Source organism: Nocardioides sp. Soil777 (genome assembly GCF_001428425.1).
GTDB classification, from domain to species: Bacteria; Actinomycetota; Actinomycetes; order Propionibacteriales; family Nocardioidaceae; genus Nocardioides; species Nocardioides terrigena.
In genome coordinates this window covers 157301-178295 of record NZ_LMSN01000020.1, presented here as the reverse complement: position 1 = coordinate 178295, position 20995 = coordinate 157301, and the positions used below count along the sequence as shown (strand labels likewise).

Here is a 20995-nt window from a genome sequence, read left to right as displayed (position 1 = left end):
TGCAATGTCTACCAGACTTATCGACTATCGGCGAGGAGGTCGCGCACGAGCTCGTGGATGAGGTCGTAGCCGTTCTCGGTGAGGATCGACTCCGCGTGGAACTGGATGCCGCGGAAGTGCGGCCCGGTGACCTGGTGCACGTCGCCGGTCGCCTCGTCGCGCTCGACCGTGACACCCTCCGGCAGCGCGTCGCCGTCCTGCACCCGACCCACGAACGTGTTGTAGAAGCCGACCCGCTCGGTGCGCCCGGCCAGCTGGATCGGCGACTGGGTGCCCTGGAAGACGATGTCCTTGAAGTCCAGCGGGATGCCGAGCCGCTCGCACAGCGTCTGGTGGCCCAGGCACACCGCGAGGAAGGACTGCCCCGAGGCGAGCACGTCGTCGACCGCGTGCCGGAAGGCCGCGATCTTGGGGTGGTCGCCGTCGCGGGGGTCGCCGGGTCCCGGGCCGATGACGACGAGGTCCGCGCCGTCGAAGGCCCCGGTCGCGTAGTCCTCGTGGCGCACCACGGTCGACGTCATCCCGAAGACGCCGAGCACGTGACGCAGCATGTTCACGAAGTCGTCCTCGCCGTGCAGGATCACCGCCGTCTGGCCGGCCAGCGACGGGTCCGGCGGCGCCCCCTCCTGGTCGGTGAGCCAGAAGCGGCTGAGCCGCTGGTTGCGGGTGCCGAGCGCGAGCAGGACGTCCTCGTCGCGGGTCAGCGCGGCGATCTCCTCCGCGGGCGCCGTGGCCTGCGGGACGAGCCCGAAGACGCCGAGGATGCCGGCCGCCTTGGCGTGCGTCTCCGCCACCTCGTACGCCGCGTCGGAGTCGCGCACGAGCGTGGCGCCGGCCGTGACCTTGAGGCGGCCGTCGGGGGCGACGTCGGCGGTGCGGATCAGGATCGGGCTGTCCATCGTGTGGTGGCCCTCGGCGTCGCGGCCGAAGAGCGCGAGCGCGGCGGCGTAGTAGCCGCGCCCCTCGGACTCGTACTCGGCGATCAGCCGGCAGGCGTTCTCGACGGGCGCGCCGGTGACCGTGGCGGCGTACATCGTGTCCCGCAGGATCTCGCGCGGGTCTCGCTCGCTGCGGCCGGCGAGGAGGTACTCGGTGTGCACGAGGTGGGTCATCGGCTTGAGGAACGGGCCGAGCACCTGCCCTCCCTCGTGGCAGATGTCGCACATCATCTTGAGCTCCTCGTCGACCACCATGAAGAGCTCGAAGACCTCCTTCTCGTCGGCGAGGAAGTCGAGGAGGCGGGGCTTGAGGGTCTCGAGGTCGCCGCCGACGCGGAAGGTGCCGGAGATCGGGTTCATCCGGACGTCCTGGTCGCGGACGCTGACGTGGCGCTCCGGGGAGGCACCGATCAGGAAGCGGTCACCGGTGAAGAAGCAGAAGGTCCAGTAGGCCCCGCGCTCGCGCTCGAGCAGGCGGCGGAAGACGCTGAGCGCCCGCTCGGCGCTCCAGTCGGCGACCACGGCGCGGTAGTGCCGGCCGATGACGAGGTTGGCGCCCTCGCCCTGGCCGATCTCGTCGCGGATGATCGACTCGACGACCGTCGCGTAGTCGTCGTCGGACGTCTCGAAGCCGCCGCGGTCGGCGATCTCGATCTCCAGCGCCGGCAGTGCCGCGAGCAGGTCCTCGACGCTCACCTCGTGCTCGACGTCGATGTCGACGACCACCAGCGGGGTGCCGTCGTCGATGACGTCGAAGCCGCGCTCGCGAACCTGCCGGAACGGGACGGCGACCAGCCGGTCGGCGACCTTGCCGTGCTCGGGGACGCCGGTCTCGAGGGGGATGTCGAGGATGGACTCGACCTCCGTACGCCGCCCGGCCACCAGCCCGGCGGTCCGCTCGGCCTTGCGGCGGATCACCGCCCACGCCTCGTGCCCCTGGATGTCGTCCAGGAGGGCGCGTACGGCGGGGGCGTCGGTCATGGCCGAAACCCTACGGTCCGGGGTCCGCGTGGATCCCGGGTGTCTCAGCCGACCGTGGTGAGGAGCTGGGTGGCACGGGTGAGCACGACGTAGAGCGTCGCGCGGCCGGTCGCCGACTCGTCCTCGATCTCCTGCGGGCGCACCACCACGATGCCGTCGAACTCGAGCCCCTTGGTGTCGAGGCCGGTCAGCACGACCACCCGGTCCTCGCCGCTGGGCGCCACCGACGAGTCCACGGCCGCGCGGGCGCCCCGGGCGTCGTCGGCGAGCTCGGGCCACGACGCCAGCCAGGCGTTGACCTCCGAGCGCCGGGCCACCGGCACCACGACGCCGACGGTGCCCGCGACGCTGGCGGCGATCTCGGTGACGGCCTCGCGGGTGGCGGCCTCGAGGTCGGGGGTGTCCGGCAGCTCGCGGGGCGCCGCGCCGGTGCGGCGCACGGCGTCGGGCAGGTCTGCGTCGAGGCCGACCCGACCGGCGTACGCCGCGGCGAACTCGTAGATCTCGGCCGAGTTGCGGTAGTTGGTCGAGAGGTGGAACTCGTGGAGCTGCTTGCCCTGGAGGGCCTCGGCGCGGGCCTCGGCGCTCTCGGCGGGCACCGGCCACGATGACTGCGCGGGGTCGCCGACGATCGTCCAGCTGGCGGTGCGGCCACGACGACCGACCATCCGCCACTGCATCGGGGTGAGGTCCTGCGCCTCGTCGATGAGCACGTGCGCGAAGCCGTCGTCCTCGATGCGGTGGGTCGGCGGGGCCCAGGCCCGACCGGTGGGGGCGTACTCACGCTCCGAGGCGGTGGTGAGCTCCTGGAGGTCGACCCCACCCTCGGTGGCGGTCACCGTGTCGTCGCGGTCGTGGTCGGCGTCGGTGCGCAGCGGCACGTCGCCGAGCAGGTAGCGCAGCTCGTCGAGCAGCGCGACGTCCTCGACCGAGAGCCCGCCGCCGGTCCACGACTTGCTGAGCAGGCGCTGCTCCTCGGGGGTCACGACGTTCTCGCCGACCCGGGCCAGCACCTCGGGGTCGGCCAGCCAGCCCAGCACGGTGGGCGCGTCGAGCGGCGGCCACCACGAGGCGGCGAACTCGACGAACGCCGGGTTGGACAGCATGTCGTCGTTGAAGGCCTCCCGGCCCCGCTCGCGACCGCGCTCGCCGCGCACCTGGCGCCACATGGCGTCGAGGAGGGCGTGGGCGACGCGCGGCAGCTGCCGGTTGCGGCGGCCCTGCGACATGAGGGTGCGCCGGACGCGTCCGAGGACGCCCCGGTCGAGCACGATCCGGTCGTCGCGCCAGAAGACGCTGAAGTCGGTCGGGCTGCCGGGCGCCTGCTGGCGCGCGACGCGGCGCATCAGCTCGGCCATCCGGGCGGCGCCCTTGACGTCGGCGACCGCCGGCTCGTCGTGGCGGGTCGCGCGGACGCCGTCGACGACCTCGCCGAGGCTGCGCAGCGCCACGGCCGTCTCGCCGAGGCTGGGCAGCACCCGCTCGATGTAGCGCATGAACACGCCGCTGGGGCCGACGACGAGCACGCCGCCGGTCTCGTAGCGACGGCGGTCGGAGTAGAGGAGGTACGCCGCGCGGTGCAGCGCGACGACCGTCTTGCCGGTGCCGGGGCCGCCGGAGATCGACACGACACCCTTGCCGGGGGCGCGGATCGCCTTGTCCTGCTCGGCCTGGATGGTGGCGACGATGGAGTGCATGCTCCGGTCGCGGGCCCGGCTGAGCTGGGCCATCAGGGCGCCCTCGCCGATGATCGGCAGGTCGGCCTCCGACGACTCGAGCGCCTCGGCGTCGAGGAGCTCGTCCTCGACCCCGACGACCGTGCGGTGGTCCGCGCGGAGCACCCGGCGGCGGATCACGCCCTGCGGCTCGGCGGCGGTGGCCTGGTAGAACACGGCGGCCGCGGGGGCCCGCCAGTCGATCAGCAGGGTGTCGCGCTCGGCGTCGCGCAGGCCGATGCGCCCGATGTAGCGGGGCACCGTGTCGATGGACGCGTCGAGGTCGAGTCGGCCGAAGACCAGCCCCTCGTGGGCGGCGTCGAGCTGGGCGATCCGCTTGGCGGCCTGGAAGACCATCGCGTCGCGCTCGACGAGCCCGCCCTCGTGCCCGAGCTTGCCGCGTCCGTGCCCCTCGGCGGCCAGCTGCTGGGCGCTGCGGGCGCTCGCCTCGAGCTGGACGTAGACGCGGTCGACGTACTCCTGCTCGGTGGCGATCTCACGTCCCTCGAGATCTTCGCTCACTCCGACTTCCCCCTGTGCACGTGCGTCCGTCCCCACCTGCCGTCCGGGGGACGACAGACCTTCAAGACTACTAGCCCGGTGCCCGAGACGAAGAAGTGACGAGGGACGTCACCTGCCCCGGCTGAGGAACGCCGTCATGGCCTCGCGCGCCTCGTCGCTGGCGAAGAGCCGCGCACTGAGGGCGGCCATCTCGGCGCCGCGCTCGTCGATGCGGCGGACGAGGTCGGCGTTGAGGATCCGCTTGGACTCGCGCAGCCCCTGCGCGGCGCCGGTCGCGAGGCTCGCGCAGACCTCCGCGACGCGCGCGTCGAGGTCGGCCGCGGGGACGCTCTGCGTCACCAGCCCGTACGCCGCCGCCTCGGCGCCGGTGAAGACCTCACCGCCGAGCGTGGTGAGGGCCGCGGCGCGCGGGTTCATCCGGTGGTGGACGGTGAGGCTGATGATCGCGGCGGCCAGGCCGAGCTTGACCTCGGTGAGCGCGAAGGTCGCCTCATCGGCGCTGATCGCGATGTCCGCGGCGGCGATGATGCCGATGCCGCCGGCCCGGACCGCGCCGAGGTTCTTGGTCACGACCGGCTTGTCCAGGGTCACCACCAGGCGCTGGAGGTCGACGATCCGGCGGGCGCCCACCTCCATCCCCTCGGTGGTGGCCTCGCCCAGGTCGGCGCCCGAGCAGAAGACCTTGCCCGAGCTCTCGACCAGGACGAGCCGGACCTCGTCGTCAGCTCCCGCGCGCTCCAGGTGGGCGAACAGCTCGGTCACGAGCTGCCGGCTGAGGGCGTTGCGGTTGTGGGGCGAGTCGAGGGTGATGGTCGCGACGGCGTCGGTGACGGCGTAGTGGACGAGCTCGGTCATGCGCGACATCCTGCCGCACCCATCCGCGGGGGCGCCCGCACCGAACACCGATCGTGCTCATCCGACTGCTCCAAGCCCTGTACGGCGTCCTCGCCACCCTCGTGGGGATGGCCGCCGCCCACCTCGTGGCCGCCCTCACCGTGCCGGCCGCCTCCCCGGTCCTGGCCGTGGGGTCCACCGTCATCGACCTCACCCCGACCCCGGTCAAGGAGTGGGCGATCCGCACCTTCGGCACCGCCGACAAGCCGATCCTGATCGGCTCGGTGCTCGTCGTCGTGCTCATCCTGGCCGGCATCGCCGGGATCGTCGCCGCGCGTCGGCTCACCCTCGGCATCACCATGATCGTCGGGCTCGCCGCGATCGCGGGCGTGCTGGCGCTGCTGCGCCCCAGTGCCGGGGTCCTCGACCTGGTCCCCAGCGCGGTGGCCGCCCTCGTCGGCGCCCTCACCCTGGCGGGCCTGTACCGGTTCGCGGACCCGGCGCCCGCACACGCGGTCGGCCCGTCCGACGCCATGGCCGCCCGGACCGAGGGCGACCACGGCCACGACGTCGACCACGCCGAGCCGACGACGACGTCCGCGTCGCGGCGTACGGTCCTGATCGCCACCGGCGGCGCCACCCTGGCCGCGGCCGCCATCGCCGGCGCCGGCCGCTGGGTGACCCAGGTTCGCCTCGGCGGCACCGACATCGCCCTGCCCGCGGCCGCCGACAAGGCCGCCGCGCTGCCCACCGGCCTCGAGGAGCGGATCCCTGGGATCTCGGCGTTCCGCACCCCCAATGACGACTTCTACCGCGTCGACACCGCGCTCACCGTCCCGACCATCGACGTCGACTCGTGGTCGCTGACCATCGACGGCGACGTCGACCAGGAGGTCGAGCTGTCCTTCGACGACCTCGCCGGGATGCGGCTCGTGGAGCGCGACATCACCCTGACCTGCGTGTCCAACGACGTCGGCGGCCCCTACATCGGCGCCGCCCGCTGGCTCGGCGTACCCCTCCGGGACGTCCTCGACCAGGCCGGCATCGACACGACCGGCGCCGACCAGATCCTGTGCACCGACGTCGACGGCATGACCATCTCCGTGCCGCTCAAGGTCGCCCTCGACGGCCGCGACGCCCTCATCGCCATCGGCATGAACGGCGAGGCGCTGCCCCGCGAGCACGGCTTCCCGGTGCGGATGGTGGTCCCCGGCCTCTACGGCTTCGTCAGCGCCTGCAAGTGGATGGTCAAGATGACGCTCACGACGTACGACGAGCAGGAGGCCTACTGGACCGAGCGCGACTGGGCCATCGACGCGCCCATCAAGCTCTCCAGCCGCATCGACACCCCGAAGCCGCTGTCCAACGGCGACACGGGCAAGACCTTCATCGGCGGCGTCGCCTGGGCCCAGGGCTCCGGCATCAAGGGCGTCGAGGTCCGCATCGACGGCGGTCCGTGGCAGGCCGCCGAGCTCGGCCCCGACGCCGGCGACGACTACTGGCGCCAGTGGTTCTACGAGTGGGACGCCGAGCCCGGCCAGCACTTCATCGCCAGCCGCGCCACCAACAAGGACGGGGACGTCCAGACAGCCGTCCGCGCACGGCCCTTCCCGGAGGGCTCGAGCGGCATCCAGGAGATCGCGGTCAACGTCGGCTGACACCAGCCTGACGACGCCGCGCCTGCGCGCCGGCGTCGTCACTCCGCGGTCTCGTCTGGGACCTGGGCCTCAGGGGAGCCCAGGTCCCAGCACTGATTTCAGGACGTACCCAATTTCTTCGTTGATTCGGCAATCAGGACCAATCCGGCCCGACCACGGTGCCGAACCACTCCCGGAAACCCGCCCGGGGCGCACACAGCCCCGGAGTCACCCTCACGAAAGGCAGTTCCCTCATGAACCGCATTGCTCGCAAGTCCGGTCTCGCCGCCCTCGCCCTGACGATGTCCCTCGGCATGGCCGCCTGCGGTGGTTCTGACGAGGCCGACACCGCCTCCGACGAGACCACCAGCTCCCCCTCGGAGACCATGACCGAGGAGGAGACCCCCATGGAGGAGGAGTCCTCCGACGCCATGGGTGCCGCTGACGGCACCTTCGGTGAGGGCTGCGCCGCCATCCCCGCGGACGGTGCCGGCTCCTTCGACGGCATGGCCACCGAGCCGGTCGCCACCGCCGCCTCCGCCAACCCGCTCCTCAAGACGCTGGTCGCCGCTGTCGGCGAGGCCGGCCTGGGCGACACCCTCAACTCGGCCGAGAACATCACGGTCTTCGCGCCGACCGACGACGCGTTCGCCAAGCTCCCGAAGAAGACCCTCGACGCGGTCCTCGCGGACAAGGAGCAGCTGACGGCGATCCTGACCCACCACGTCGTGGGCGAGACCCTGACCCAGGACAACCTGGCCGGCACGTTCGAGACCCTGAACGGCGACGAGCTCGTCGTCGAGGGCGAGGGCGAGATGTTCACCGCCGACGCCGAGGAGCAGGCCAAGATCATCTGCGGTGGCATCCAGACCGCCAACGCGACGGTGTACGTCATCGACACCGTCATGATGCCCCAGATGTGATTGTCGGATAAACGACGGCTAGGCAAGGATCACTCACGTGGACCACATCAGAGCCGTACCTGACGGGGCGCCCTCACCGGGCGCCCCGTCGGGGGCCGTCCCCGCTGACACCAGCGCCGCCGAGCTCGCCGAGCTCCTGCAGCGCAGCAGCCGCGGGGACGAGGCAGCGTTCGCGCAGGTGTACGACGCGACCTCGTCGCGTGCCTACGGGCTCGCGCTGCGCGTCGTACGCAACCCGGCGCAGGCCGAAGAGGTCGTCCAGGAGGCCTACCTCGACGCCTGGCGCAGCAGCAGCCGTTACGAACCCTCCCGCGGCAGTGCCCTGGGCTGGCTCCTGACGATCGTGCACCGCAAGGCCGTGGACCGGGTCCGTTCGGCCGAGGCGGCGACCCAGCGGGACGCGGTCTACCACCGTGAGACCCAGCAGGTCGAGCACGACCAGACGGCCGAGAGCGCCCACGCCTCCCTGGAGGCCCAGCGGGTGCGCGGTGCCGTCGCCACCCTGACCGCCGTGCAACGCGAAGCGGTCGAGCTCGCCTTCTTCGGCGGGTACACACACACAGAAGTGGCCACCATGCTCGACGTACCGGTCGGCACGGCCAAGACCCGCATCCGGGATGGACTCATCCGGCTGCGCGATGCGATGGGAGTTGGGTCATGAGCGACATCCACCACCTGACCGGCGCCTATGCGCTGGACGCGGTCGACGACATCGAGCGGGCACGCTTCGAGCAGCACCTCGCCGAGTGCGAGGACTGCCGCCTCGAGGTCGCCTCGCTCCGCGAGGCCGCCGGACTCCTCTCCGAGACGACCGCGGTCACCCCGCCGCCCGCCCTGCGCGAGTCGGTGCTGGCCGGCATCTCCCAGATCCGTCCCCTGCCGCCCATCGTCCACCGGACGCCGGTGGTGCAGCGCCGATGGTTTCCACTCCTCGTCGCCGCTGCGGTGGTGGCGATCCTCGGTGTCGGTGCGGCCCTCTGGCAGCCCTGGGCCCCCTCGCAGGACTCCTCGCTGACCGCGGCCGAGCAGGTCATCGGGGCCAGTGACGCCCGCTCCGTCGCCGTCGACCTCGGCGACGCGGGCAACGCCACCGTGACCCGCTCGGAGTCCCTGGGCAAGGCCGTCATCACGACCGACGGCATGGCGCCCGCCCCGTCCGGCAAGGTCTTCGAGCTCTGGCTCCAGGTGGACGGCGAGATGGTCCCCGCCGGCCTGATGCCGCCGGGTGAGGACACCCAGATGGTGCTGGAGGGTGACGCCACCACGGCCACCGCCGTGGGGATCACCGTCGAGCCCGAGGGCGGGTCCGACCAGCCGACCACGGAGCCGATCGCGCTCTTCGACTTCTCGCAGGCCGTATGAGCTCCACCGCTCCGCGACGCATCGCCGTCGTCGGCTCCGGCGTGGCCGGGCTGACGGCGGCGTACGTCGCGTCCCGCACCGCGCACGTCACCCTGTTCGAGGCGGACGACCGCCTCGGAGGGCACGCGGACACCCACGTGGTGCCCACCCCCGAGGGCGACCTGCGCATCGACACCGGTTTCATCGTCCACAACCGGCGCACCTACCCGACCCTGCTGCGGCTCTTCGCCGAGCTCGACATCGCGACCCAGCCGTCGGAGATGTCGCTCTCGGTCTCCGACCGGGCCACCGGGGTCGAGTACGCCGGGGCGCTCGGCGCCCGCGGCCTCTTCCCGACCCGCGCGGCCGTCACCTCCCCCACCCACTGGCGGATGCTGGCCGAGATCCCGCGCTTCCACCGCCGCGCCAGGGCCGTCCTGACCGCCTCGTCGGCGACCGGTGACACCTACGACGTCGCCCGCGACCAGACCCTGCGCGACTTCCTCGACGAGGGCGGCTTCAGCGCCCACTTCGTGCGCCACTTCATGGAGCCCCTGGTGGCGGCCGTCTGGTCCTGCGACCCGGCGACGTCCCTCGACTACCCGGCCCGCTACCTGTTCACGTTCCTCGAGCACCACGGCATGCTCGGCATCTTCGGCTCGCCCGAGTGGCGCACCGTCACCGGCGGCTCGGGCACCTACGTCGCGGCCGTCGCGGAGCACCTGCCGGAGATCCGGCTGGGCACCAAGGTCACGTCCGTGGTCGAGACGACCCACGGCGTCGACGTGACGGACGGCAACGGCGTCACCACGTCGTACGACGCCGTCGTGGTCGCCACGCACCCGTCGCAGGCGCTGAGCATGCTCGAGTCCCCCACCGCGCTCCAGCGCGAGGTCCTCGGCGCGATCCCCTACTCGCCCAACACCGCCCTGCTGCACACCGACACCTCGCTGCTGCCGGGTGCGAAGGCCGCACGCTCGTCGTGGAACTTCCAGCGCCCGGTCGACGAGACCGGTGCGGTGACCGTGACCTACGACCTCACCCGCCTGCAGCGGCTGCCCACCGACACGCACTACCTCGTGACCCTCGGCGGCGAGCACCTCGTCGACCCGGCCACCGTGATCGACCGGATGGAGTACGAGCACCCGCTGTACACCCCCGAGTCCGTCGCCGCGCAGGGTCGCCTGCCGGAGATCGACACCGACCGGATCGCCTTCGCCGGCGCCTACCACGGCTGGGGCTTCCACGAGGACGGCGCGCGCTCCGGGCTGGCCGCGGCCACCCGGCTCGGGCTGCCGTGGGTGCGCCCCGCGCAGGCCGCCCCCGTCCGGCCCGGCCGCTTCGAGACCACGATCCGGCACACGCGTCGTACGCCGTTCACGCGCAGCTTCGAGCACCGCTCGACCTTCTGGGTCGTCGACCTCGACGACCTGCCCGACCACGGCCTGCTCGCCCGCTTCGAGGCGCGCGACCACCTCGGCGACGCGGGCGGGACGCTGCGCGGCAACGTCGAGTCGTTCCTCGCCGACAACGGCGTGACCCTCGGCCCCGGAGCCGGCTCCGGCCGGATCCTGATGGCCGCGCACCCGCGGTCGCTGGGCCACTGCTTCAACCCGATCAGCGTGTTCTGGTGCTTCGACGAGACGGGTGCCCAGGCGGCCGTCGTGGTCGAGGTGCACAACACGTACGGCGACCGGCACGCCTACCTCGTCCACCCCGACGAGCAGGGCCGGGCCCGCACCGACAAGGCGATGTACGTCTCGCCCTTCCACGGCGTCGACGGCTGGTACGACGTCGCCGTGCCGGTGCCGACCGACCGGCTGCACATCGCCGTCACCCTGCGCGACCACGACGACAGCGAGACCTCCACCGCCGCGGCCTTCAGCGCCTCGCTCACCGGCACCCGCTCCGACGTCCCGATCCGCCGCACCCTCGGTGCGGCCCTGCGCGGCAGCGCGCTCATCCGCGTCCACGGCATCTGGCTGTGGGCCCGCCGCCTGCCCGTCCGTCCCCGTCCGACCCACCACCAGGAAGGTGTCCGATGACGCTCGACAACTCGCCCGCCACCGGGACATCCAGGCCCACCCACGCCGAGCAGGCCCGCGCCGTCGCCGACCGCCTCCCCGATCTCGAGCCCCTGCGCAGCGGGCCCCGCACCGCCGTGTCGGCCGCGGTCGCCCGCAAGCTCTTCCGCGCCGCCGTACGCCGCCTCGCGGTCACCGTGGTCGAGGAGCCCACCGGGCTGACCTTCGGCCAGGGCGGCCCGGTCATGCGGGTGCACCGCCCCGACGAGTTCTACGCCCGGCTCGGTCGCGACGGACTCATCGGCTTCGGGGAGTCCTACCTGACCGGCGCCTGGGACGCCGACGACGTGGCCGGCTTCCTCACCGTGCCCGCGGCCCGGATCGCCACACTGGTCCCCGGCTCCCTGCAGAAGCTGCGTGCGCTGGTCACCCACCGCACCCCGAGCCACCAGGTGAGCACCGAGGACAACAGCCAGGCCAACATCTCGCACCACTACGACCTGTCCAACGACCTCTTCTCCCTCTTCCTCGACGAGACGCTCAGCTACTCCTCCGCCCTCTTCGACACCTCGCTGGTGGAGACGCGCGACACCGACGCCGACACCGACCACTTCCTGGTCGCGGCCCCGCCGGAGGGCGCCGAGGTCGGCGACCCCCGCCACCACACGCCCGACTTCGCCGAGGCACAGGGACGCAAGATCGAGCGCCTCCTCGACGAGGCCGGCGTCACCGACGGCTCCCGGGTCCTCGAGATCGGCACCGGCTGGGGCGAGCTGGCCATCCGCGCCGCCCGCCGGGGCGCGTCCGTCCACTCGATCACCCTGTCGGTGGAGCAGCTCGAGCTCGCCGAGCAGCGCGTCGGCGAGGCCGGCCTCACCGACCGGGTGCGGATCGAGCTCCTCGACTACCGCGCCCTCGGCGAGGACGGGGCGACGTACGACGCCGTGGTCTCCGTCGAGATGATCGAGGCGGTCGGGCACGAGTTCTGGGGGACCTACTTCCAGACCATCGACCGGGTGCTGGCGCCGGGCGGCCGGGTGGCCATCCAGGCCATCACCATGCCCCACGACCGCATGCTGGCCACCCGCGGGACGCAGACCTGGATCAACAAGTACATCTTCCCCGGCGGCTTCCTGCCGAGCACCGAGGTCATCGACCAGATCACCCGCGACGAGACCGGGCTGCGCCTCACCGGCCGGCTCTCGATGGGCAGCCACTACGCCGAGACCCTGCGCCGGTGGGACGAGACGTTCCTCGCCCGCCGCGAGGACGTGCTCGACCTGGGCTTCGACGACCTCTTCATGCGGATCTGGCACTTCTACCTCGCCTACTCCCGCGCCGGCTTCGCCAGCGGCTACATCGACGTCCAGCAGCTGACCTTCGGTCGGGAGGCCTGATGACCACGACGGCCACCCCCACGCAGACGACGACCGGGATCGCGCAGCGCCTCGCCGAGGCCGCGCGCCCCTTCCTCGCCGGCGACCTGCCGGTCCGCCTCCAGGTCTGGGACGGTTCGGTCGCCGGCCCCGAGGACGCCCCACTGGTCGTGCTCCGCTCGCCCGACGCGCTGCGACGGCTGCTCTGGCACCCGGGTGAGCTCGGCGCCGCGCAGGCCTACGTCACCGGTGAGCTCGACGTCCCCGAGCAGGACGGCTGGGACCTCGACTCCGCCCTGACCCACGCCTTCGCCGTGGGCGCCGAGCGCGGACTGTCCGGCCCGCGCCTCTCGCCCCGCGCGCTCGTCGACGCCCTGCGCACCGCCTCCGGGCTCGGTGTGCTGAGCCGCCCGCCCGCACCGCCCGCCTCCCAGGCCCAGATCAAGGGCCGGCTGCACACGCTGGGGCGCGACCGGTCCGCGATCAGCCACCACTACGACCTCTCCAACGAGTTCTACTCGTTGATCCTCGAGCCGCAGATGGCCTACAGCTGCGGCTACCACGCCACCCCGGACACCCCGCTCGAGGAGGCGCAGCGCGCCAAGCTCGACCTCGTCTGCACCAAGCTCGGCCTCGAGCCGGGCATGCGGATGCTCGACGTCGGCTGCGGCTGGGGCTCGCTGTCGCTGCATGCCGCCGAGCACTTCGGGGCCCGGGTGACCGGCGTGACGATCGCCGCCGAGCAGAAGAAGTTCATCGACGCCCGGATCGCCGAGCGTGGCCTGCAGGACCGGGTCGAGATCCGGCTGCAGGACTACCGCGAGGTGCCCGAGCGCGACCACTTCGACGCCGTCGGCTCCCTCGAGATGGGCGAGCACGTCGGGCAGGCCAACTACCCGACGTACGTCTCGGTGCTGCACCGGTCGGTCCGGCCGGGTGGGCGCGTGCTCGTCCAGCAGATGTCGCGCCAGGGCCGCAACGGCGGCAAGCACCCCGGCGGCGGGCCGTTCATCGAGTCCTTCATCGCCCCCGACATGCACATGCGCCCGGTCGGCGAGACCGTCCAGATGTTCGAGGCCGGCGGGCTCGAGGTCCGCGACGTGCACGCGATGCGCGAGCACTACGTGCTCACCGTCGCCGGGTGGATCGAGCGCTTCGAGGCCAACCTGCCGCGGCTCACCGAGCTGGTCGGTGAGGAGGTCGTGCGCGTCTGGCGGCTCTACCTCGTCGGCGGCGCCATGGCCTTCCGCGACGGCCGGATGGGCGTGGACCAGATCCTCGCCGTCCGCCCCGGCGCCGCACACACGTTGTCACCCGTACGCACATGGTGACAGCGACCCTGATCGGGCTGACGACCATCGCAGTGGTGATGGGGGTCACGATGGTCGTCAGCCTCAGGGTCGGTCGGGTCGCGGTCGTGGACGTCGCGTGGGGGCTCATGTTCGTGGGCGTCGCGATCGCCGTCGCGATCTGGTCGCCCGACTGGCACTCGTGGCTGCTCGCCGGTCTCGTCACCGTCTGGGGCGGCCGGCTGGCGTGGCACATCTTCAAGCGCTCGCGCGGCCACGGCGAGGACCCGCGCTACGCGGAGCTCCTCGGCGAGGGTGGCTTCTCGCTCGCCGTCCGCAAGGTGTTCCTCGTCCAGGGGTTCGCCGCGTTCGTGATCTCGCTTCCGATCATGGTCGCCGGTGCGTACGACGTCCGCTGGACGTGGCTCGTGGCCCTCGGCGCCGTCGTGTGGCTGGTCGGGCTGGTCTTCGAGTCGGTCGGCGACGCGCAGCTGGCGGCCTACCGGGCACTCCCCAAGGACACCAAGCCGCCGGTCATGGACCGCGGCCTGTGGCGCTACACGCGCCACCCCAACTACTTCGGCGACGCGTGCGTCTGGTGGGGCATCTGGCTGGCCGGCGCCCTCGCGACCGGCTGGCTGCCGGGACTCCTCACCGTCGTCGCGCCGATCGCGATGACCTACTTCCTCGCCTTCGCCACCGGGGCCCGGCTCCTCGAGCGCACCATGATGAAGCGGCCCGGCTACCCCGAGTACGCCGCGCGGACCTCGATGTTCGTGCCCCTGCCGCCTCGCGGCTGATCGGTCGGAGCCGCCCCACGGCTGATCGGCCACTGCGGCGCGGCGGAACTGGCGGCGTACGACAGATCGACTTCGGGTCGCCGCGGAACTGGCGGCGTACGACGGCTCGACCGGCGACCCGGATGTCACCCGCCGCCAGTTCGCTGCGCCGCCCGGGGGTCGGTTCGGAGGTCCCGCCGGACTGGCGGCGTACGACGGCTCGACCGGCGGTCCGGATGTCACCCGCCGCCAGTTCGCTGCGCCGCCCGGGGCCCGGATCGGCAAGACACGGTCAACTTCCACGGCCGGTCACCGCGCATCGGGTAGAACCGTGGCCGACATGCCTGAGCCAGCCGACCCCCTCGATCCGCACGTCGCGCGGATGCTGTCCGGTGACGACGCGGCCCTGCGGACGGTCTACCGACAGGTCCACCCCCCGCTGCTGCGTTACCTCACCGTGCTCGTCGGTCCCGACGACGCCGAGGATGTGGCGAGCGAGGCGTGGGCGCAGGCGTTCCGCGACCTCGACCGGTTCGCCGGGGGTGGCGACGGGTTCCGCGCGTGGCTCACGACCATCGGCCGCAACCGCGCGCTGGACCACCTGCGTCGGCGCCAGCGCCAGCCCCGCGCCGACGTCGAGCTGGACGACCTGCTGGACCGGCCCTCCGACATCGACGTCGAGTCCACCGTCGAGTCGGCGCTGGGCACCGAGGCGGCACTGGCACTGGTGGCCGGCCTGCCGGTCGACCAGGCAGAGGCGATCGTGCTGCGGACCGTGCTGGGCTTCGACGCCCCCGCCGCGGCGCGGATCCTGGGCAAGCGCCCCGGGGCGGTGCGGAGCGCCACCCACCGGGGGTTGCGGGCGCTCTCACGCCAGCTGGACCAGACCGCTCCGGACAATTTCTCGCTCACCCGTGACACTTCGCGGTCCCTCGACGCTGAGGGTCCGAGATGAGCCACCACCTGTCCCGCCGCGACGCCGACCGCATCCTCGATGCGCCCGGCGAGTCCGACCATCCGGTCGGCCGCTCGATCCAGGCACTCCGGGCCCCGGGCAGCACCTCCGAGCTGCACCGCGAGGACGCCACCGTCGCGGCCTTCCACGCAGCGCGCCTCTCTCCCACCTCCCGGCCGATGAGCGGCGTAGCCCCATCGGCCCGCTCGGCCGCCGTCCGCGCGGTCGCCGCCACCGGCATCGTCGTCGCCCTGTCCTCCGGTGGCTTCGCGCTCGCCGCGTCCGGCAACCTGCCGACCCTGCCGGACCAGGCCTCGAACACGGCCACCGAGGCCGTCGCCGCACGCACGGCCCAGCAGACGACCTCGCCCGGAGGGACCACGACCGAGGTCCCCACGGAGGCACCCACCGAGGTCGGGACGACGACCGTCGCCTCGGGGACGACCTCCGAGACAGCGACCTCCGAAACAGCCGTCGAGGCCACCGCGGCCGCGTCCGACGCGGCCGCGACCGCCCCGGTCCCCAGCTTCACCGGTCTTTGCACGGCCTACCAGGCCGCCGACAAGTCGGCCCACGGCAAGGCCCTCGACAGCGCCGCGTTCACCGCTCTGATCACCGCCGCGGGCGGAAAGGACGCCATCGCCACTTACTGCGTCGGCCTGATCGGCGAGCCGAAGGCGACCGGCAAGCCCACGACCAAGCCCACCCAGGCCGCCACGGCCAAGCCGACCCAGGCCGCCACCGGCAAACCCGCCACCAAGCCGACCCAGGCGGCGACCGGCAAACCGACGACACAGACCACGACGACCGGACAGCCCACCGCGGTCCCGGCACCGACGGACCAGGGCAAGCCGGCCGAGGCCGGCGAGCCCGCGGGCACGGGCAAGCCCGGGAAGACCGGCAAGCCCTAGAGACCTTTCTCCTCCCCCCGAAAAAGCCGAGGCGGCCACCCCTTCCCCCGAGGGGTGGCCGTCTCGTGCCATCCGGGCCAGACTCAGCGACATGGACGCCGTCGAGGCAGCCTTCGACGCCTGCCCGCGGGCGGGTTTCCTTCCGGCGTCCGTACGACGTCGCGCGGCGTTCGACGGCCCGCTGCGGATCGCCGCGCACCAGACCAACTCCCAACCCCGCACCGTCGACGCCATGCTGCGCCTGCTCGAGGTGCGACCGGGCCAGCGCGTGCTCGACGTCGGGTCCGGATCGGGCTGGACCACGGCCCTGCTCGCCCACCTGGTCGGCCCGACGGGTGAGGTGATCGGGGTCGAGCTGGAGCCGGAGCTGGTCACCTTCGGAGCCGCCAACCTGGCGGCCACCCACCAGTCGTGGGCGCGGATCCAGCAGTCGGCCCCGGGGGTGCTCGGGGACCCGGACCACGCGCCGTACGACCGGATCCTGGTCTCGGCCGAGCCACGCTCGCTGCCAGCGCAGCTCGTGGAGCAGCTCGGCCCCACCGGACGGATGGTGATCCCGGTGGCCGGCTGGATGACGCTCGTCGAGATGCCCGGACCGGTGGTGAGCGAGCACGGCGCCTACCGTTTCGTGCCGCTGCGCTGAGCGCGCACGCCCCGGGCAGTTCGCGGCGCCAGGAGGCCCGATCAGGCCTGTCGTGTCTCGCTGCGGTCACGAACTGCCCGGACGGTGTCACGATTCGGCGGCAGAGCGCGCGGACCTATGGTCGTCCACCGCTGGCGCGCCCAGCATGCAGCCATGGGGGTCCGGTCGGTCGTAGCTGCAGCAGCCACGGCGCTGCTGCTCGCCGGCTGCGGCTCCGGCGGCCCCGAGTCCGTGTCGTCGGCCCGGGTGCCCGCGGGCCTGGAGGCCGGCTGCCCGGCCCCCACCACGGAGCTCCGGCTCCCCGGGGGTGACCTGCCGAGGGGTGCCACCCGCGTCCGGCTGTGCCCCGGTCCGTCGTTCGTCGACAACCACGGCTCCCCTGTCGCGCCGGACGTCCAGGGCCCCGCGGACATGCTCACGGCCGACGTCGACGAGCTGGTGGCACTGGTCAACGAGCAGGACGACCTCGACGGCGAGCTGCTGTGCAACTCCGACGCCGGCCCGGAGCTCGTCTACTGGTTCGGCTATCCCGGGGGTGACTGGCGCGCCGTCCAGCACGGCTCCTACGGCTGTGACGTGGTCCGCGTCGGAGCGCGCTCCCGCAGGCTCGGCGGGGTGGAGCTCTCGCTCGCCTTCACCGAGGCACTCCTGGCCCAGCGTCCCTCCGCCGAGCCGCCGGTCGGCGTGCCCGCGGCGCGCTGCCTCGCGCCGTACGAGACCCCGCGGTCGGCCCTCGCGAGTGCTGACCTCGACCTCGCCTCCGCCACCTTGTGCGTGTCCCCGCGACCCGACACCGTCCGGAGCGCTCCGCTGCCGCTCGACCTGCTGGAGCGGGTCGACACCGGGCTCTGGCCGGGCGTCGCCGAGCGCAGCCGGTGGCCCTGCACCACGGGTGGCAGTGAGTGGATCGAGGGTGTGACGCCGTGGGGCGACCGGGTCGCCTGGGGGATCGATGCCTGCGGCCTGCTCTACCCGCTGCACGGGGCGTCGGTGCTGCCCTACGAGCGCCAGTACCTCTCACCCGAGCTCGACGCCGCCTTCGCCGCGCTGCCGCTCGGACCGTCGGAGCAGCTGGGATGAGGCGGCTGGCGGCACTGCTGGTCGCCGGCCTGCTGGCCGGCTGCAGCCCGGCAGGGTCGGGACCCTCCCCTCCACCGGAGCGGGTCGTCGAGCCCGCGCCGGTGCCGGCTGGCTTGGAGAGTCGTTGCCCGGACCCGACGACGGACCTCCGCCTCCCCGAGGGAGACCTGCCGACGGGTGCGACCAGGGTCCGGCTGTGTCCCGGTCCGCCACAGCTCGATGGTCAGGGTGATCAGCTGGAGCCCGGCATCCAGGCGGTCCCCGAGCTCCTCACCACCGACATCGACGTGCTGGTCGCCGCGGTCAATGACGAGGAGGACCTCACTGAGGACGTCGAGTGCACCTTCGACGGCGGGCCGGAGATGACCTACTGGTTCGGCTACCCGGACGGCGACTGGCGGGCGGTCCGGCTCGGTGCCTACGGGTGCCACCAGCTCACGGTCGGCACCGGGAGGGTGCGCCTCGGCGGCACCGACCTGGCCACCACCTTCGTCGAGGCGCTCACGAGCCAGCGACGAGCGTCCACCCCGCCCGACGTACGCACCCGGGCCACCTGCGGGGCCTTCTTCGGCACGGCCTCCCCGTCACCCCTGCCGGGACACCCGGTCGAGCTCGCGACCGCGGTGCTGTGCCGCCCTGCGGGCGCCTATCGCTACCGACAGGCGGACGTCACCGCCCCGCTGCTCGCCCGGATCAACGACGACCTCCTCGCCGGCCCGGCCGAGCGACCCCGCAGGTGCGTGGGCGCACAGTGGACGACGGTCGAGGGCTACTCCATCTGGGGAGACCGCCACACCTACGTCATCGACGGGTGCGGCGGCGTACAGGCACCCGTCGGGGAGGGACTCCACCTCGCCGGTCAGGAGCCGGCGTCCGACCCGACGCACCTCGACCGCGACCTCGCCGCGGCGATCGACCGCCAGGGCTACGGGCCCGTCGTCGACTCCCGCGACGAGTAGGTTCGTCCCCGTGGAGCTCAGCCCCCGCGAGGACCTCAACCGCCGCATGCTGCGCGCCCGTGACGAGATGGACCGCCGCTACGCCGAACCCCTCGACATCCCCACGCTCGCGGCGGTCGCGCACCTGTCGGCGTCGCAGTTCGGCCGGGTCTTCAAGGAGACGTACGGCGAGACGCCGCACCGCTACCTCCAGCGGCGCCGCGTCGAGCGGGCGATGACCCTGCTGCGCCAGACCGACCGGCCGGTCACCGACGTCGCGTGGGACGTCGGCTTCGCCAGCCTGGGCACCTTCAGCCGGACCTTCTCCACGGTGGTCGGCTGCTCGCCCTCGGAGTTCCGCGCCCGGCACGAGCCGGTGCACGTGCCGTCGTGCATCATCGCCGCGTGGACCCGACCGCGAGAGAGCGCCACAGGGACAGCGGTTTCGGAGAAGCGGAACACCCCCGGCGCTGGCTAGCGTCCTCGTCATGACCACCAACCACATCACCTCCGTCCGCATCAAGGCCATCCCCGTCCTCGACCAGGACGAGGCGCTCGAGTTCTACTCCACGCACCTCGGCTTCGAGGTCCGCGACGACATCGACCTCGGCTTCATGCGCTGGCTCACCGTGGCGCTCCCCGGCGGCGAGCAGCTGCTGCTCGAGCTCGTCGGCGGGCCGCAGCACGACGAGTCGACCGCCGCGCAGGTCCGCGAGCTCGTCACCAAGGGCGCGCTGGGCGGGCTGTTCCTCGTCAGCGACGACGTCCACGCGACGTACGCCGCGCTCCGCGACGCCGGCGTCGAGATCAGCGAGGAGCCGGTCGAGCAGCCCTACGGCACGGACTTCGGCATCCGCGACCCCTTCGGCAACCACGTGCGGATCAGCCAGCCCAACGAGGCGCCCAACGAGGTCATCCAGGAGCGGTACGACGCTGCGAGGGCCTGACGGTCGGGTCCGGGCCGACGTGGTCCCGGCGATCACCCCGGCCGCGCCACCTGCTCGGCGAGGTGCGCCGGCGCCTGCACGCAGTAAGAGTCGGTCAGCAGCTCGCCGAGCTCCTCCCAGTCGGTGTCGTCGTCGAGGACCAGGCCGATCGCGTTGCCGCCCCACCCGGAGCGGAAGTAGGGATCGCCGAGGTGCTCGAAGGCCGCCACCTCGTCGGGCTCCCCGCGGAAGGTGATGCGGAAGACCTGGTCCTCGCCGCCGAACACGTGGGCGACGGTCGCGCTGCCGACTCGCCACCGGGTGCCGGTCCACGCGGACTCCTGGCGACAGCGCGGCAACCGCCCCAGGATCGCGTCGATGCGCTGCACCCACTCCTCGGGCACGAGCGGTCGGTCGACGAGGGCCACGGGGACAGGCTAGGACGCGTCACCGACAGCGGCCGGCGGCAGCGGCACCGGGGCGAAGGCGCTGCGGCTGAACCACGTCGGCAACCCGGCCACCAGCGCCCGCGGTCCCGCGACCACCAGGTCGCCGGCGCGCACCGCACCCAGCAGGTCCACGCGTCCCAGCCAGTAGTCGACCATCGTCCCCACGTGACCGGCCACCTCGACGTCGATGTCGTGCCCCGGGTCGGTGAGGCACAGGTCGACGGCCGGGGCATCGAGCACCAGCCAGAAGTGGCTCTTCTTGTCGGCCGAGCCCCGCAGGTGGAAGTGCACCACCACGCGCTCCTCCGGCAGTGTCTCGACCACGACGTTGCGGTGGATGTCCCACATCAGCAGCGAGGCGTCGTAGTGCTTGGACACCACGTCGCCGCGCGCCCAGCGCTGCCCCCACACCCCCATCGCCTCGATGACCGTCCGCAGCTCCTCGCCGGCGGGCGTCAGGTGGTAGGACGCGCCGTGCTTCTCGACGACGCCGACCCGCTCGAGGGTCTTGAGGCGCTTGGACAGCAGGGCCGGCGACATCAGCGGTACGCCGCGTCGCAGGTCGTTGAAGCGCGTGCTGCCGCAGAGCAGCTCGCGCACCACGAGCGGGGTCCACCGCTCGGTCAGCACCTCGGAGGCCATGGCCACCGGGCAGAACTGCCCGTACGTCGTCGTCATGCACCGACGCTAGGACCGGTATGGGTTCTGTACCAGTACTGGATCAGTACTGGAGG

Annotated in this window: 20 protein-coding genes; 15 read left to right on the top strand and 5 right to left on the bottom strand. The window is 72.7% G+C overall.

Annotation, left to right across the window (positions count from 1 at the left end; translation table 11 throughout):
• Nucleotides 1-17: 17 nt before the first annotated feature.
• The 3 genes from ASG88_RS21170 to ASG88_RS21160 all read right to left on the bottom strand — a co-directional run bounded on the left by ASG88_RS21170 (nucleotide 18) and on the right by ASG88_RS21160 (nucleotide 5011).
• Nucleotides 18-1919: an anthranilate synthase family protein gene (locus tag ASG88_RS21170; RefSeq protein ID WP_056889436.1), complete on the bottom strand. Its 1902-nt coding sequence runs from the start codon at nucleotides 1917-1919 to the stop codon at nucleotides 18-20.
• Between the two features lie 44 nt (nucleotides 1920-1963).
• Complete coding sequence (locus ASG88_RS21165; RefSeq protein ID WP_056889435.1) at nucleotides 1964-4156, bottom strand: HelD family protein; 2193 nt, start codon at nucleotides 4154-4156, stop codon at nucleotides 1964-1966.
• 108 nt (nucleotides 4157-4264) lie between these two features.
• Complete coding sequence (locus ASG88_RS21160; RefSeq protein ID WP_321163840.1) at nucleotides 4265-5011, bottom strand: enoyl-CoA hydratase-related protein; 747 nt, start codon at nucleotides 5009-5011, stop codon at nucleotides 4265-4267.
• A gap of 53 nt (nucleotides 5012-5064) precedes the next feature.
• On the opposite strand from ASG88_RS21160, the gene ASG88_RS21155 reads away from it, so the two are divergent.
• From ASG88_RS21155 to ASG88_RS21085, 15 genes are all read left to right on the top strand, one after another.
• Nucleotides 5065-6648 carry a molybdopterin-dependent oxidoreductase gene (locus ASG88_RS21155; protein WP_235534949.1) on the top strand — a complete coding sequence of 528 codons (1584 nt, stop codon included), beginning with the start codon at nucleotides 5065-5067 and terminating at the stop codon, nucleotides 6646-6648.
• A 233-nt stretch (nucleotides 6649-6881) separates the two neighbouring features.
• Nucleotides 6882-7550, top strand: coding sequence for a fasciclin domain-containing protein (locus ASG88_RS21150; RefSeq protein ID WP_056889433.1), 669 nt, complete (start codon nucleotides 6882-6884; stop codon nucleotides 7548-7550).
• Nucleotides 7551-7587: 37 nt separating this feature from the next.
• Complete coding sequence (sigK, locus tag ASG88_RS21145; protein ID WP_056889432.1) at nucleotides 7588-8211, top strand: ECF RNA polymerase sigma factor SigK; 624 nt, start codon at nucleotides 7588-7590, stop codon at nucleotides 8209-8211.
• The gene (locus ASG88_RS21140; RefSeq protein WP_056889431.1) at nucleotides 8208-8912 is read left to right on the top strand and encodes an anti-sigma factor domain-containing protein; all 705 of its coding nucleotides are present in this window, start codon (nucleotides 8208-8210) and stop codon (nucleotides 8910-8912) included. The genes sigK and ASG88_RS21140 overlap by 4 nt, the downstream gene beginning before the upstream one ends.
• Nucleotides 8909-10936 (top strand): FAD-dependent oxidoreductase, encoded by a 2028-nt coding sequence (locus ASG88_RS21135; RefSeq protein ID WP_056889430.1) that lies wholly within the window; start codon nucleotides 8909-8911, stop codon nucleotides 10934-10936. The genes ASG88_RS21140 and ASG88_RS21135 overlap by 4 nt, the downstream gene beginning before the upstream one ends.
• On the top strand, nucleotides 10933-12312 hold the full coding sequence (locus ASG88_RS21130) for a class I SAM-dependent methyltransferase (protein ID WP_056889429.1): 1380 nt from the start codon (nucleotides 10933-10935) through the stop codon (nucleotides 12310-12312). The genes ASG88_RS21135 and ASG88_RS21130 overlap by 4 nt, the downstream gene beginning before the upstream one ends.
• Entirely contained in the window at nucleotides 12312-13622 is a 1311-nt protein-coding gene (locus tag ASG88_RS21125; RefSeq protein WP_056889428.1) for an SAM-dependent methyltransferase, read from the top strand. Before ASG88_RS21130 ends, ASG88_RS21125 begins: the two co-directional genes overlap by 1 nt.
• Nucleotides 13616-14380 (top strand): DUF1295 domain-containing protein, encoded by a 765-nt coding sequence (locus ASG88_RS21120; protein ID WP_056889427.1) that lies wholly within the window; start codon nucleotides 13616-13618, stop codon nucleotides 14378-14380. The genes ASG88_RS21125 and ASG88_RS21120 overlap by 7 nt, the downstream gene beginning before the upstream one ends.
• Nucleotides 14381-14699: 319 nt before the next feature.
• The gene (locus ASG88_RS21115; protein ID WP_082600870.1) at nucleotides 14700-15314 is read left to right on the top strand and encodes an RNA polymerase sigma factor; all 615 of its coding nucleotides are present in this window, start codon (nucleotides 14700-14702) and stop codon (nucleotides 15312-15314) included.
• Entirely contained in the window at nucleotides 15311-16225 is a 915-nt protein-coding gene (locus ASG88_RS21110) for a hypothetical protein (RefSeq protein ID WP_056889426.1), read from the top strand. The genes ASG88_RS21115 and ASG88_RS21110 overlap by 4 nt, the downstream gene beginning before the upstream one ends.
• Nucleotides 16226-16295: 70 nt before the next feature.
• Nucleotides 16296-16868: a protein-L-isoaspartate O-methyltransferase family protein gene (locus ASG88_RS21105; protein WP_268791811.1), complete on the top strand. Its 573-nt coding sequence runs from the start codon at nucleotides 16296-16298 to the stop codon at nucleotides 16866-16868.
• Between the two features lie 153 nt (nucleotides 16869-17021).
• Nucleotides 17022-17948, top strand: a complete 927-nt coding sequence (locus ASG88_RS21100; protein ID WP_157559874.1) for a hypothetical protein — start codon at nucleotides 17022-17024, stop codon at nucleotides 17946-17948.
• Nucleotides 17945-18907 carry a hypothetical protein gene (locus tag ASG88_RS21095; protein ID WP_056889423.1) on the top strand — a complete coding sequence of 321 codons (963 nt, stop codon included), beginning with the start codon at nucleotides 17945-17947 and terminating at the stop codon, nucleotides 18905-18907. The genes ASG88_RS21100 and ASG88_RS21095 overlap by 4 nt, the downstream gene beginning before the upstream one ends.
• Before the next feature lie 10 nt (nucleotides 18908-18917).
• Nucleotides 18918-19364: a helix-turn-helix domain-containing protein gene (locus ASG88_RS21090; RefSeq protein WP_235534948.1), complete on the top strand. Its 447-nt coding sequence runs from the start codon at nucleotides 18918-18920 to the stop codon at nucleotides 19362-19364.
• A gap of 10 nt (nucleotides 19365-19374) precedes the next feature.
• Nucleotides 19375-19833, top strand: coding sequence for a VOC family protein (locus ASG88_RS21085; RefSeq protein WP_056889422.1), 459 nt, complete (start codon nucleotides 19375-19377; stop codon nucleotides 19831-19833).
• A gap of 32 nt (nucleotides 19834-19865) precedes the next feature.
• On the opposite strand, the gene ASG88_RS21080 is transcribed toward ASG88_RS21085, so the two are convergent.
• A complete protein-coding gene (locus tag ASG88_RS21080; protein WP_056889421.1) occupies nucleotides 19866-20240 on the bottom strand; it encodes an MmcQ/YjbR family DNA-binding protein in 375 nt (124 codons plus the stop codon).
• A gap of 9 nt (nucleotides 20241-20249) precedes the next feature.
• A complete protein-coding gene (locus tag ASG88_RS21075; RefSeq protein WP_056889420.1) occupies nucleotides 20250-20939 on the bottom strand; it encodes a winged helix-turn-helix transcriptional regulator in 690 nt (229 codons plus the stop codon).
• Nucleotides 20940-20995: the final 56 nt, after the last annotated feature.

Bases quoted from the DNA above. Each gene is read 5' to 3' on its own strand.
- ASG88_RS21170 (WP_056889436.1), bottom strand. From the start codon at position 1,919: ATGACCGACGCCCCCGCCGTACGCGCCCTCCTGGACGACATCCAGGGG.
- ASG88_RS21160 (WP_321163840.1), bottom strand. From the start codon at position 5,011: ATGACCGAGCTCGTCCACTACGCCGTCACCGACGCCGTCGCGACCATC.
- ASG88_RS21150 (WP_056889433.1), top strand. From the start codon at position 6,882: ATGAACCGCATTGCTCGCAAGTCCGGTCTCGCCGCCCTCGCCCTGACG.
- ASG88_RS21140 (WP_056889431.1), top strand. From the start codon at position 8,208: ATGAGCGACATCCACCACCTGACCGGCGCCTATGCGCTGGACGCGGTC.
- ASG88_RS21135 (WP_056889430.1), top strand. From the start codon at position 8,909: ATGAGCTCCACCGCTCCGCGACGCATCGCCGTCGTCGGCTCCGGCGTG.
- ASG88_RS21130 (WP_056889429.1), top strand. From the start codon at position 10,933: ATGACGCTCGACAACTCGCCCGCCACCGGGACATCCAGGCCCACCCAC.
- ASG88_RS21125 (WP_056889428.1), top strand. From the start codon at position 12,312: ATGACCACGACGGCCACCCCCACGCAGACGACGACCGGGATCGCGCAG.
- ASG88_RS21120 (WP_056889427.1), top strand. From the start codon at position 13,616: ATGGTGACAGCGACCCTGATCGGGCTGACGACCATCGCAGTGGTGATG.
- ASG88_RS21115 (WP_082600870.1), top strand. From the start codon at position 14,700: ATGCCTGAGCCAGCCGACCCCCTCGATCCGCACGTCGCGCGGATGCTG.
- ASG88_RS21110 (WP_056889426.1), top strand. From the start codon at position 15,311: ATGAGCCACCACCTGTCCCGCCGCGACGCCGACCGCATCCTCGATGCG.
- ASG88_RS21100 (WP_157559874.1), top strand. From the start codon at position 17,022: ATGGGGGTCCGGTCGGTCGTAGCTGCAGCAGCCACGGCGCTGCTGCTC.
- ASG88_RS21095 (WP_056889423.1), top strand. From the start codon at position 17,945: ATGAGGCGGCTGGCGGCACTGCTGGTCGCCGGCCTGCTGGCCGGCTGC.
- ASG88_RS21085 (WP_056889422.1), top strand. From the start codon at position 19,375: ATGACCACCAACCACATCACCTCCGTCCGCATCAAGGCCATCCCCGTC.
- ASG88_RS21075 (WP_056889420.1), bottom strand. From the start codon at position 20,939: ATGACGACGACGTACGGGCAGTTCTGCCCGGTGGCCATGGCCTCCGAG.